Annotated in this window: 7 protein-coding genes, 1 tRNA gene and 1 pseudogene; 8 read left to right on the top strand and 1 reads right to left on the bottom strand. The window is 66.6% G+C overall.

Annotated features, from left to right (window positions below):
* Positions 1–663: 663 nt before the first annotated feature.
* Complete coding sequence (locus DIZ27_RS41855) at positions 664–5,541, bottom strand: type ISP restriction/modification enzyme (protein ID WP_219933729.1); 4,878 nt, start codon at positions 5,539–5,541, stop codon at positions 664–666.
* A gap of 306 nt (positions 5,542–5,847) precedes the next feature.
* Here DIZ27_RS41855 and DIZ27_RS41850 point away from each other — a divergent pair.
* From DIZ27_RS41850 to DIZ27_RS41815, 8 genes and pseudogenes are all read left to right on the top strand, one after another.
* Positions 5,848–5,949, top strand: a pseudogene (locus DIZ27_RS41850) (IS5/IS1182 family transposase); the annotation flags it as partial.
* A 75-nt stretch (positions 5,950–6,024) separates the two neighbouring features.
* Positions 6,025–6,098: transfer RNA gene (locus tag DIZ27_RS46335), tRNA-Gly, on the top strand.
* A 112-nt stretch (positions 6,099–6,210) separates the two neighbouring features.
* A complete protein-coding gene (locus tag DIZ27_RS41845; protein ID WP_109383549.1) occupies positions 6,211–7,554 on the top strand; it encodes a hypothetical protein in 1,344 nt (447 codons plus the stop codon).
* Complete coding sequence (locus tag DIZ27_RS41840) at positions 7,551–8,486, top strand: ParB N-terminal domain-containing protein (protein ID WP_109383548.1); 936 nt, start codon at positions 7,551–7,553, stop codon at positions 8,484–8,486. The genes DIZ27_RS41845 and DIZ27_RS41840 overlap by 4 nt, the downstream gene beginning before the upstream one ends.
* Positions 8,483–8,707 (top strand): hypothetical protein, encoded by a 225-nt coding sequence (locus DIZ27_RS41835; protein WP_109383547.1) that lies wholly within the window; start codon positions 8,483–8,485, stop codon positions 8,705–8,707. The genes DIZ27_RS41840 and DIZ27_RS41835 overlap by 4 nt, the downstream gene beginning before the upstream one ends.
* Positions 8,704–9,303: a hypothetical protein gene (locus DIZ27_RS41830; protein ID WP_109383546.1), complete on the top strand. Its 600-nt coding sequence runs from the start codon at positions 8,704–8,706 to the stop codon at positions 9,301–9,303. Before DIZ27_RS41835 ends, DIZ27_RS41830 begins: the two co-directional genes overlap by 4 nt.
* Before the next feature lie 3 nt (positions 9,304–9,306).
* A complete protein-coding gene (locus DIZ27_RS41820) occupies positions 9,307–11,928 on the top strand; it encodes an LAGLIDADG family homing endonuclease (RefSeq protein WP_181383971.1) in 2,622 nt (873 codons plus the stop codon).
* A gap of 83 nt (positions 11,929–12,011) precedes the next feature.
* Positions 12,012–12,912, top strand: a 901-nt coding sequence (locus tag DIZ27_RS41815; RefSeq protein ID WP_309074989.1) for an IS630 family transposase, incomplete at its 3' end; no start/stop codon positions are given.

The raw sequence follows: 12,912 nt of genomic DNA, 5'->3' as shown, positions 1-12,912 counted from the left end.
GCGGCGCGGACGGGCAGGGCGGTCGGCACCGTGGCCGAACCGGCAGGCCACGCATGAGCAGCGAGTTTCCTCATCCGGGGTGACAGCGACGGGCGCGTACGCGTACAACGGCATGACAGGACCTCTTGGTGCAGCGGCCGGCTTCAACACCGCTGTTGCTACCAAGAGGTCCTGCTCGTCCGGACGACTTCACCGATTCCGCTCCGCCGTCCCGACGATCAGTTCATGGACAGGCACTAAGAGGGCGTTATGCAGTGCGCAGGCGCTGCCGCCCAGCATCGTGAGTGCACGTGGTATCAGGCGACCACCGGTACGGGCCTGGTCGTCGACAACTGTGCTGGGCACCCCGGTCGGCGTGATCCTCGCCCGGTGAGCCGGGACTCCGGGCCGTGGTCGGGGCATGCGCCGGCCCCGAGCCCGACCACACGACGGATCCGCAGGCCCGCCGCGCGCTGCCGCCACGACGGCACAACGGCATGCCGTCACCTGCGCGCGGGGGACCGGACAAGCCTCCCGGCCCCCTGCGGTTGTCCCTGTGCTCTCCCCTGTGTTCCCCCTCTGAAGCGGAGCGCGCTGGCCAACAGGGCGCAGCGCGGCCCCCTGGATCAGGCGCTCTGGCTGAGTCCTGCGCCGGCGTTTTTCCTCGTCGACCCGGACGTCCGGCTACTCCAGGATGTCCAGCTGAGGGAGGCTATCCACGATCTTCATCGTCGCCAGGCTGACCGTGACGATCCGCTTGAGCAGGTCGATGATGTAGCGCGGGTCGTCGGACCAGTCGTTGGGGTCGTTGACGATCTCCGACGCCTTGTCGACCTTGACCTGATAGCGGTCGATGATCCACTCGATCGCGGAGCGCGCACCGAGCTGGTAGCGGTACGCCTCCTCGGGGATGTTGGTCAGCTTGACTCGGGTGTTGTAGACGATCGTGGACCGGTCAGCCTGGCCCTTCACCTTCGGGATCTTCATCTTGGCGACCCGGTACAGCTCACTTGGCGGGGTCGCTGAAGCGTCACCGGCCACCGTCTCGACGATGCCCTTGTACGGCTCGGCCTGCTCGTAGTTGATGTGTAGGTCGGCGAGCTTACGACCGGCCTCAGCAAAGCCGTGGAAGTCCCGGACCTTGGGGATACGGGGAAGGGACTTCTTTAGATCGGCCGCGAAGCGTTCGCGGTACTCCATGGAGTGGAGCAGGGCATAGGTGTAGTAGAAGATGTCATCCTTCGTGATGGACGCGTCCTGGTAGGCGTCGCGGTAGCCCCCGAGAGCGGCGTCGGTGATGTTGTCGACGCGCTCATAGGCGTCGCCGTCGCCGAAGTCGAAGCCGCCTTCGACGGCCAGTTCGCGGTAGGTGTAGCGCGGGAAGAACTGGCCGTTACTCGATCCCCAGTAGGCGAGGTCGAGCATCAAGTCAACCGCATGCACAGAGAACGGCTTATCCGATCCCAAACCTGTCACGTAGAAGCCAAAGTTCGCATGGTCTGGCGTCGGGAAAATCTTCGGCAGCTGATTCACGTAATTATTCATGTGCGAATCAAAGTAAACTCGCTGCTTGATGAAAGGGCGATAAGCAGCGACTCGGACACGCTCGCCATCGTATGCATAGGTGACCCCCCTGAGGGCTCGCGTCTTGTCGATGCGATTCCAGCTGATCTTCTTGGGGTCGCGGTCGATGAACGCATCAAGATCAGCGTTTGTGGGTGCGACAATGCCCTTGGCTCGGCAGTGCTGGATGAAGCCTGCCACCTGCTCGTTGTAGAAGTCGATCGACACTTGAACGTTTTCCGTTATGCGCTCTCCGGAAAACCCGTAGACCCAGGAGTCACGACCAGTCTCAAGTCCGCGCGAGAACAGCGCGAAGAGCGGTGCTGTTACTGCTTCCTTGTCCTTGGTCCCGATCGCTTGGAACTCCGCAAAGCGTTCGTCACGCTGGTTAATCCAGTCCCCGTCAGCGTTCGACTGGATCTGCTCCCACGCCACGCCGTCGAGGCTCTGACCGCCGATGATGCGGAGTTTGTCCTCGCGGCTGAGGTAGTCGCCGATGTCCCGGTAGTACAGCGTGCAGCCCGGAGCCGTACCCCCGCGCTGCTCGCCCTTGACCAGGATCAGGATGGCGACGGTGTTCCGGCTGCCCGATCCGAAGATCTTGCCGCCTTCCTTCCGGGACTGCTCACCGGCAGTGCGCTGGTTGCCCCGCAGGTTGTAGCAGTAGATCGCGTCGAACTCTTCCACCAGTGACTTGCGCAGACCATCTGCGGTGTTGCCGTCGATGTAGCCGCCGTTGGAGACGAAGGCGACCACGCCCTCGTCCTTGATGCGGTCGGACGCCCAGCGGATGGCACGGATGTAGGAGTCGTACAGGGAGTTCTTGTTCGTGGCCGTCGAGCGGGCGGCGTACGTCTCCTGGATGCGCTCGTCGAGCGTCTCGTACTTGAGGTTCTGGTTGTCGTCGTTCTGGCTGTCTTGCCCCACCGAGTACGGCGGGTTACCGATGATGACCGTGATCGGCTGGGCCTTCTGCTTCTTCGCTCGTTCGCTGTTGCCTTCCAGCACGTCCATGCCGTCGAGCTTGGCCGTGCCTTCCGCGAGCTGGAAGGTATCCGCCAGGACGATGCCCTCAAATGGTCGGTAGTCGCCGCCGGCGAGGTCGTGGAAGGCTGCCTCGATGTTGACGGCCGCGATGTAGTACGCGAGCAGCACGATCTCGTTGGCGTGCAGTTCGCTGGTGTACTTGCGCAGGAGGTCGTCGGGCTTGATGAGCCCGGACTGGAGGAGGCGGACGGGGAAGGTGCCGGTGCCGACGAAGGGGTCGATGATCTGGACGCCCGCATCGGACAGGGACTTGCCGAGGTGTTTGGTCAGCGCCTGTTCGGTGGAGCGGATGATGAAGTCGACGACCTCGATGGGGGTGTAGACGATGCCCAGGGCGTCGGCGGTCTTGGGCAGGGCGGTCTTGAAGAACTTGTCGTACAGCTCGACGATGACGTGCTGGCGGCCCTCGTGGTTGTCGATGTCCTGAGCGCGGACCTTGACCGAGTGGTAGAAGCTCTCCAGGGTCTTGGCTTCGGCATCGAGCCCCTGGTCGTCGAGGATGTCGAGCATCCCCTGCATGGCCCTGGAGACCGGGTTGTGCTCGGCGAAGCCGTAGTCCTTGAACAAGGCGTCGAAGACGGGCTTGGTGATGATGTGCTGGGCGAGCATGTCGACGGCCGCGTCATCGGTCACGCCTGGGTTGATGGTCGCCCGCAGCTCGGCGACGAACTCCTCGAGCGCGGCCCGCTTGTCGGGCAGGGCGAGCGCGGCCTTGATGCGGGTGACGTGGCGGTCGGCGATCTGGGCGATGTCCTTGGCCCAGACCTCCCAGTACTGACGCTCGCCGACCTTGTCGACGATGCGGGCGTAGATCGCATCCCGCCAGTCGCTTATGGAGAACAGGGCGTCCTGGACGTGCTGGGCGCCCTGGGCTTCCTTCTCCTTGGCGTCCTTCGCGGTGTCCGCGGTGCTGGAGCCGTCCCTGTCGCCGACCGCCTCGTCACCCGCACCGATGTGCCCGATGCCGATGATCTCGGGCTTCTTCTTGTTCAGCTCGATCTGGTTGACGGTCGCGTTGAACCGGTCATCGTGGGCGCGCAGCGCCTGGAGGACCTGCCAGACGGTCTTGAAGCGCTGGTTGTCCGCGAGCGCCTTCTCCGGGGTCATCCCGGCGGGGACGGCGACGGGCAGGATGATGTAGCCGTAGTTCTTGCCCGGCGCCACACGCATGACGCGCCCAACGGACTGCACGACATCGACGACGGAGTTGCGCGGGTTGAGGAACAGCACCGCATCCAGGCTGGGGACGTCCACGCCTTCGGACAGGCAGCGGGCGTTGGTCAGGATGCGGGCGTTGTTCGGACCGGGGTCCTGCTTGAGCCAGTCGAGGAGCTGGTTGCGCCGCAGGGTGTTGAACGTGCCGTCGACGTGTTCAACCTCGCAGTGCAACACGTCGTCATCGGCGTCGTCATACGCGTCGACGACCTCGTTGAACCGCTCCATGATCGCCTTGGAGTCGGCGATGGACCGGGAGAACGCGACGGCTCGCTTCATCGGAGCGTCGTCCTTGCCGAACCCGGAACCATCGGCGAAGGTGCCGGTGCGCTTGGCCAGGGCGTTCCAGCAACCGATGATCTTCGCCGCATCGTCGATCCGTAGTTCGGCGTCGCCGCCGGCGAGACCTTCCTGGAGGGTCTTGGCGACCACGCCTTCGTCGATGGTGAGAATGAGGACCTTGTAGTCGGTAAGCAGACCCTGCTCGACGGCCTTGCCGAAGCCAAGACGGTGGAACTCGGGCCCGTACTGCGCCTCGTTGTCCATCGAGGCGACCGCTGCGTCGGCGCCCTTGGCTTCCTGCTTGGTGTCGTCGCTGTACACGCGCGGGGTGGCGGTCATGTACAGCCGGCGGTCGGCGCCGATGAAGCTGTCGTCGTGGACGCGGACGAACGCGGACTCGTCGTGGCCGGACAGGGTGACGCCGGTGGTGCGGTGGGCCTCGTCGCACAGGATGAGGTCGAATCGCGGCATGCCCTGCTTCTGGGCGGCGGAGATCGTGGCGATCGACTGGTAGGTCGAGAATACGACGGTCAGGCCGGGGGCGGCCTCGGCGCTGGCCATCTGCGTCATCAGCTTGTCGGGGCTGGTGGTGGCCGGTAGGGCGAGGTCGTGGGTGGACATGTCCTTGTCGTCGCCTTGGGCCTTTTGCTTGCCGACCTGGGCGTCGGAGCAGACGGCGAAGGCACGCAGCGGGACCTTAGTCTCATAGAACCACTCACGCAGCGACTGCGAGAGCAGGGCGATGGAGGGCACCAAAAACAGGACGGTGGTGTGCTCACCCTGCCCGGCCTCGGCCCGCTCCTGCTGAAGCCGTTCGGCGATCTTCAGGCTGGTGAAGGTCTTGCCGGTGCCGCAGGCCATGATGAGCTTGCCGCGGTCATCCTTGGCGAAGCCGGCGAAGACGTCGTCGATCGCCGCTTTCTGGTGGGGGCGCGGGGTCTTCTTCTCCCGCAGCGTCATCTGGACTTCGTGGTCGATGCCGGCCGCGGGCAGGTGCCACTCGACAGCGCTGTTCGCGATGTCGGACAGTCCTATCCGGGTGACGGGGATCTGCTGGTCGTCGAGCGCGGCTTCGGCGTTGTCGCTCCACTTGTCCGTCGTGGAGATGATCACCCGGCGGGTGAAGGCGCCCTTGCCAGAGGCCGTGAAGAAGGAGTCGATGTCCTCTTTACGGACCGTGTGCTGCGGCTCGTAGAACTTGCACTGGATGGCGCAGAAGCCGCCGGTCTCGCGGTCCTGGGCGACCAGGTCGATGCCCGTGTCTCGCTTGTCGTGCTCTGCCCCCGGCCAGTCGGCCCACATCCATACGCGGGTGAACTGCTTGGTCCACTCCGGGTCGGTGCTGAGGTACTGGACCATGAGCTCCTCGAAGCGGGTCCCCCGATCCCGGTTCACGGTGGAGCCCTCACGGATCGCCTTGAGAACGTCGTGCACCGTCGTCGTGGTCTCAGCCAACGTGCTCCGCACCCCATCGCAGTCAGTGGCACGCGAGCCCACGCGCCGGAGAGTTTGCACCAAAATCCCCACAACTCTAGTGGTCAATACCATGATCCAAGTCCTGAACGACCCTGAAACCGTGCTCGGGACCGGTACGACCGAGACGTTGCGGAAGTGGGCGCGGCAGGACCAGATCGACGTCAGCGTCCGGCCGGGGACGACATGCGATCTGTCCGGATTCGGCTGAAGCCCGGGCTCCTTGCAGAAAGATCTTGCTGTGGCACGGTGGAGATGTGCCTGGTCCCATGCTTTGTGGGGGTGACCATGACGCGGCGGAAGCCGTGGGAGGTCAGCGACGAGTTGTGGGCGGTGATCGAGCCGCTGCTGCCGAAGCACGAGCGGCGGTTCCGCTACCCGGCCCGCCAGAGTCCCGGCTTGGCACCCCCACCATGTACCATCCGGATCGGCTGGTCGTTCTGAGCAGCGGCACGACCGCCACCCGCGCTGGTACGTGTAAGCAACACGCCCTGACTTCCAGTCGGGGGTTCCAGGTGCAAGCCCTGGCCGGCGCTCCACGAAGGCCCCTACCCACCCCCCCGGGTAGGGGCCTTCGCATTCCGCCCCGCCGCTGACAATGGGCCGAACCCGCAGGTAGACCCTGCGCTGTCGGATCTCTTGGAGCGGCCCATGTTCCACGGCTCGATACCCGCGCCCCTCCGTTCGATCATCTACGAGCACGCCGGCACGTGGCCCGGAGAAGACATCTACGTCGGCTGCTCGGGCAACATGACGATCGAACGCGTCCTGCACGCCCGGTTCGGCGACTCCCGCCGTGTGCACGGCAACGACATCCAGGCGTACTCGTGCGCCCTCGGCTGGTACCTCGCCGGGGAGCCGCTCAACTACACCCTGCGCGAGGAGTACGAGGAGCCCCTGGGCTGGCTCAAGCCGTACCTGGAGGACCGCACCGACCTCCTCGCCACTCTGATGCTCGGCACCCGCTTCCTCCAGTACGTCGACAAGGACGGCGCCTACTACCGGCGGATGCTCCAGGCCACACAGGACCAGTGGGAGCGGATGCACGACAAGACCGCGACCAAGCTCCGCGGCCTCCAAACGAAGCTGGGTTCGTTCTTCGCCGGCGACGTCCGTGACTACCTCGACTCCCAGGTGCCCCAGGATGCGCCAGTCGTGATGTTTCCACCGTTTTACGCGGCCGACTATCAAGCCCAGTTCGCGCCGATCGACGCCGCCTTCGACTGGCCCGAGCCGTCGTTCGACGAGCTGACCGAGGACGGCAAGGAACGCATCATCGAGCAGGTCCAGGACCGGCCGAACTGGGTCCTCGGCCTGCACATCGAACGGCCGGAGCTGCGCGACAAACTGGCCGGCGTCGTCCAGACCGCGAACCGCGGCCTGCCGATCTACGTGTACGCCGCCGCCGGCCCGCGCCGCATCGTCCGCCCCCGGCAGCCCGTCGAGCCGATCCCCATGCCGAAGATCGGGCAAGGCGAGGAACTCGGCGACCGCATGACGATCCACATCCTCACCGGCGGCCAGTTCGCGGGCATCCGCTCCCAGTTCATGTCGAAGACCATCAAGCCCGGCAGCCCACTCATCGCGTGCGGGGTCGCCGTCGACGGGAAGCTGATCGGCGCGTTCGCCTACCTGCCGCCGAAGTTCGACCCGAACACCGCCTACCTGATGTCCGACTTCCCCGTCTCGTGGACCAGGTACCGGCGCCTGGCGAAGCTGATCGTGATGGCGGCCTCCACCCGTGAGGCGCAGCTCCTCGTCCAACGCTCGCTGTCCAAGCGGATCGACTCCTGGGCGACCACCGCGTTCACCGACCGGCCCAACAGCGCGAAGTACGGGCGCGGCATCCCCGGCGTGAAGCTGCAGAAGCGCACCGAGCCCGGCGCGGACGGTATCCACCGCTACCAGCTCCAGTACGGCGGCCCCCTCGGCTCCTACAACCTCAACGAAGCCCTGAACCTGTGGAAGCGCAAGCACGGCAAGGACATGCGATGACCGACATCCAGACGCCCCAGTTCCGCCCGAAGCTCGTCCGCCGCGACCCGCGCACCCTGACCAGCCTGGAAGTCAACGCGAGGTTCATGCGGAAGGAGGAGTTCGACCGGCTGGTGGAGAACATCCGCCGCGACGGCTGCCTCACCTCCACCCCGCTGATCTACTCGGGCGACGAGTACGCGGAGGGCAAGGAACTGATCCTGTCCGGCAACCACCGCACCATGGCGGCGGTGGAAGCCGGGCTCGAGGAAATCGACTGCATGCTCATCGAGGAGCAACTGACCCGGCCGCAGCTCGTCGCCATCCAGCTGTCGCACAACGCCATCGCCGGCCAGGACGACCCGGCCACCCTCAAGCAGCTGTACGACGAGCTGGATGACGTCGACTGGCGGGCCTACTCCGGACTCGACGACGAACAGCTCAACCTCCTCGCAGAAGTCAGCCCCGAAGGTCTCTCAGAAGCGAACCTCGACTTCGCCACCGTGAGCCTCATCTTCCTACCCGCAGAACTCGAAGCCGCCCGCGAAGCCTTCGACCAGGCACGCCTCGGCCAGAACCAAAGCTGGCTCGCCGCACGCGCCGACTACGAACAGACCCTGGACACGCTCGCCTCCACACACGCCGCCCACAAGGTCGGCAACGTCGCCACCGCCCTCCACGCCATCCTCGCCATCGTCGAACGCCACCTCGACGAACTCCAAGAGGGCTACACCGCACCCAACGGCACCCACCTGCACAGCGGACACGTCGGCCTGGAAACCGTCCTCGGCGCCCGCACACTCCCCGCCCCCGCGGCCGTCACCATCAACAAGGCCATCGCAGCCGCAGAAGGCCGAGGAGAGATAGAGCAGGGGCAGGGCTGGCGCCTCCTCGAACGCCTCGCCGGTGAGTACCTGTCCGGCCCGAACCACGTCCCCAGCAACGCAGCATGAGCAGCGCCACCATCCAGTTCGTGGGCGGTCCCGCCGACGGGCGCCTCCTCGCCATCCCCGGCGACCCGCCCCACGTCTACGACCAGATGGCCACCCCCAGCGGACACAGACCCGTATACCGGCGCGAGGCGAACCCCGGCGATGACGGCCCCCTGTGGCACTACCGCTACGACCAGCAGGAGAGCGAGGGCACCGTGGGACCGGAGGAACGGCACACATGAGCACCCGCCCACCCATCACCCTCGACCCCGAACTCGACCCATGGGAACGTCAGCCCGGAGAGACCGCCCACAAACACGGCCAGTTCGTCACCTACCGGGACATCGGCAGGACTCGCACCCTGACCGAAGCCGCGCAGAGGCTGACACTCGCGTACGGGCACGTGAGGAACCTCGCGGCCCAATGCCGGTGGCGTGAGCGCGTCGAGGCGTACGACCGGCACCTGGACCGGCAGTACGAGGCGATGTGGCTGGAGGAGCGCCGCAAGGCAGCCGAGACCGACGCGAAGATCCTCGGCGCGGCGATCGGCAAGCTCGCCCAGCGGCTCGGCAGCCTCCGCGCCGACGAACTGTCGGCCGGCGACTTCATCCGGCTCATGGACGTCGCCATGCGCCACCGCCGCGTGCTGTTCGGCGACCCCACCGAGACGATCGCCGTCACCGGCGAGAACGCCAACCCGCTCGCCAAGCAGTTCGCCGACTTCGCCCAGATGCCCCCAGAGCAGCGGCGCGCCCGCCTCGGGGAACTGGCCGCATCGGTGAACCAGCGCATCCGGGCCGTGGACGGCAACGACGACGAAGACGACGAGGAGGCATAGCCCGTGACGACGGCCCTGGACGAGCTGGAGCACCTGGACGACGCAGAGGTCTACAGGCAGCTGGAGGCAGCGCGCCGGGCCATGAGCGACGACCTCCTACGGGACCCGGTGACGCTCGCCCGCGGCCTCGACCGCACCTACCGGATGCGCCCGCACCTGCGGATCATCGGCGACGCCCTCGCCGAGGTCGGACGGGGCGAGACGGACCGGCTACTCATCCTTACGCCACCGCAGGTAGGAAAACCCGTATACGATCAGTCAATGATCCTCATGGGGGACGGATCGCGGAAGCCGATCGAAGACGTACGGGTCGGTGACTTCGTCATCACGCACGAGGGGCGCCCAAGGCGCGTCACCGCCGTACACGTGCAAGGCCAGTTGCCGACGGTGCAGATCACCACCCACGCGGGGCGGCAGACAGTCGCAGCGCTCGACCACCCGTTCCTCACGCCCGAGGGATGGGTGAACGCCGGCGACCTCAAGCCCGGCATGGCGCTGGCGACTGTGCCCCGGCCGGCGACAGAGGGTGCCTCGGGGTTGTGGCCAGAAGCGGCCCGGCTCATGGGGTACTTCGTCGGGGATGGCAGCACCAGCCAGGTCGGCGCGACGTTCAACTGCTCGATCACTACGGCGAGTGATGGCGTGGAGAAGGAGGTCCGGCGCTGCGCTGATGCCCTCGGCTTCACCGTGAACCTGTCCCAGGCGAAGAAGTACGCCCAGGGCAAGGTGCGCCGCCTGAACGTATCTGGCGGCGTGCGGCAATGGCTGGAGGAGCACGGTCTGGCCCGTAAGACCTCGTACACCAAGCGCGTGCCTGAGGCGGTGTTCCGGTCGACGCCGGACGTCATCGCCGAGTTCATAGCGGGCTACTGGGACTGCGATGGCGTAGTCACCTCGAGAGGCAAGGACCGAGACGGGCAACCCCGCAAGGACGTTGCCGTGGAGCTGTACTCGGTCTCTCGTGAGCTGCTCGAGGATGTTCAGCACCTGTTGCTGCGCCTGGGTATCCGATCGGCGATCCGCATCAAGAAGGGCTCCTACAACCAGGCCGAACACATCTCGTACAGGCTGTTCATCATCGCCCGGGACGACGTCGCCAAGTTCCGCGACTTGGTGACCCTCGCTCACGAGAAGCGCTCTGAGACCCTCGCTGGGCACGTACTGCCTCGTACGGACTTCGACCCGCGGCTGATGGCCGACCCGATTGTGTCCGTGGAGCCGTACGGCGAGCAGCCCTGCCGCTGCCTGACCGTCGAGGACGACCACACATTTACGAGCGATGACTTGGTGGTGCACAACAGCACCACGGTCGCGGAGTGGTTCCCGTTCTGGTGGCTGAGTACCTACCCGGTGGACAAGGTCGCGGTCACCTCGTACGGCGACGACCTGGCGCTGCGGCGCGGCAAGAGGATCCGCGGCTACGTCGAGGAGTACGGCGACGAGTGGGGGCTACGCCTGAAGCCCGGGTCGGGGGCGATGCAGGACTGGGAGGTCACCAAGGGCGGCGGTGTCCGCTCCGTGTCGGTCGGGAAGGGCCTGACCGGCTTCGACGTCAACTTGCTGATCATCGACGACCCGCACAAGGACCGCGCGGACGCCGAGTCCGAAGCCGCCCGCCGGGCTTTGCACGACTGGTACTCGTCGGCCGCCCTGACCCGCCTCCAGCCGGACCGGTCCGCTGTCGTCGCGATCCAAACCCGTTGGCATCCCGATGATTTCGCCGGCCGCCGCATCCAGGAAGAAGGGCGCATCGAGGAGGGTGGCCGGTGGAAGGTCATCCACCTGCCCGCGGTCGCCGACCCCAAGTTCGGTGACGATCCGCTCGGCCGTACCCCGGGGGAGCCGCTGCCTCACCCGAAGATCCCCACCCGCGACACGGTCCGGCTGCGGAACTGGTGGGTGAACAGGAAAGCGACGACGATCCCCCGGGACTGGCACGCCCTCTACCAGGGCGACCCACAGCCTGCAGAAGGCGCTCTCGTGTCCGAGGAGCTGCTGCGGCTGCTCCGCGACACCACCACTGTGGTGGAGCCGCAGAAGATTGCTGTGGCGATCGACCCGTCGGGTGGCGGCCGGGACACGGCCGGCGTCATCGGTGGGTTCCTCGGCGACGACGGCCGCGTGTGGATCACCGACGACGTATCGGCCGCCATGTCGTCGGCTGAGTGGTCCACCGCGGCGTGCCTGCTCGCGAACCGCACGGACGCGGCGATCATCTACGTCGAGTGGAACTTCGGCCGCGACATGTGCGTGCTCGCCATCCAGACGTCGTGGGAGAAGCTCCAGAACGACGGGGAGATCCCCAAGGGCAAGCTGATGCCCGCGATCGCTCCCGTCCGGGCCAAGCAGGGCAAGCTGCTGCGCGCGGAGCCGATCGCGCAGCAGATGGTGCAGGACAAGGTCCGCTTGCGGGGTGTGTTCACCGACATGGAACGCGAGTGGGCGACGTGGCAGCCCACCGACCCGGACAGCCCTGGCCGTATCGACGCCTCCTGCATCCTCGTGTACGGCCTGATCCCGGACGCCAACGAGGGCGCCATCGTGCACGCCCCGCTCCCGAAGGCCCCCCAGCCGGGCAGGCAGCCCAGCAGTGCAGCGTCGGCGTACGGGCGTCGTATCGGCTAATGCTCTGACCGGGAAGGTTTGCCGGGTCGGCGGCTCCAGCGGTTGGATGCCCGGGGACATCGGATCCGACTGTTGGGGGTGTGGTGGCCGAGCCTGTCCGTGTGCGCAGGTTGACCGACCAGGAGGGGCAGAAGCTGCAGCAGATCGTGCGCCGTGGCAGCACCAACTCGGTGCGCTACCGGCGCGCGATGATGCTGCTGGCCTCGGCCGGCGGGAACCGGGTCCCGGTGATCGCGAAGCTGGTCCAGGCCGACGAGGACACCGTCCGGGACGTGATCCACCGATTCAACGAGATCGGCCTGGCCTGCCTGGACCCTCAGTGGGCGGGAGGCCGTCCCCGCCTGCTCAGCGATGACGACGAGGACTTCGTCATCCAGACGGCCACCACCCGCCCCACCAAGCTCGGCCGGCCCTTCACCCGCTGGTCGATCCGCAAACTCGCCGCCTACCTGCGCCGCGTCCACGGCCGCGTGATCCGCATCGGCCGTGAGGCATTACGGTGCCTGCTCGCCCGCCGCGGCATCACCTTCCAGCGCACCAAGACCTGGAAAGAGTCCCCCGACCCCGACCGTGACGCCAAGCTCGACCGCATCGAGCACGTCCTGGAGCGCTTCCCGGGCCGCCTCTTCGCGTTCGACGAGTTCGGTCCGCTGGGCATCCGGCCCACCGCCGGGTCGTGCTGGGCCGAGCAGGGACGCCCCGAGCGGCACCCCGCGACCTACCATCGCACCCACGGAGTGCGCTACTTCCATGGCTGCTACGCGATCGGCGACGACACGCTCTGGGGCGTCAACCGGCGCAAGAAGGGTGCCGGCAACACCCTGGCCGCGCTGAAGTCGATCCGCGCGGCCCGCCCGGACGGCGGCCCGATCTACGTCATCCTGGACAACCTCTCCGCCCACAAGGGCGACACCATCAGGCGCTGGGCGACGAAGAACCGAGTCGAGCTCTGCTTCACCCCGACCTACGCGTCCTGGGCCAACC

It is taken from the genome of Streptomyces sp. NWU339, assembly GCF_003143855.1.
Lineage (GTDB): Bacteria > Actinomycetota > Actinomycetes > Streptomycetales > Streptomycetaceae > Streptomyces.
Note: the sequence above shows the minus strand (reverse complement) of the source record. Positions and strands in the feature narration are given on the sequence as shown.